General features: G+C 49.2%; 1 protein-coding gene. It reads left to right on the forward strand.

The genetic code is table 11. From position 1 onward, the window contains the following. A partial coding sequence (locus tag AB4585_RS29525) for a peptidoglycan DD-metalloendopeptidase family protein (protein WP_372172396.1) occupies positions 1-415 on the forward strand: 415 nt, incomplete at both ends.

Raw genomic sequence — 415 nt, forward strand, 5'->3', positions numbered from 1 at the left:
CATCCGGTGACTCGCCGTATATCACCGCATAATGGTATGGATTTTGCGATACCAACTGGCACGCCGGTACTGGCTGCGGCTGATGGTAAGGTGATCATGGTTCGTAATCATCCTTATGCGGGTAAGTATTTGGTGATAGAGCATGGTTCTATCTATAAGACTCGTTATCTGCACATGAGTAGAATACAGGTGAAACGTGGTCAGATGGTAAAACGTGGCCAGCGTATTGGATTGTCTGGCGCGACAGGGCGAGTAACCGGTCCGCATCTTCACTATGAGTTGTTGATTCGAAATCGCGCGGTGGATCCGATGACGGCTAATATCCCGATGGCGAAGTCGGTACCAGATAGTGAGATGGCTGAGTTCGTCTATAACCGAGAGCGATTAGATGCTGAGGTGAAAGATTATCGCGTAC

Origin of the sequence: Vibrio sp. 10N.222.49.C9, assembly GCF_041474985.1 — a bacterium.
GTDB classification, from domain to species: Bacteria; Pseudomonadota; Gammaproteobacteria; order Enterobacterales; family Vibrionaceae; genus Vibrio; species Vibrio crassostreae_C.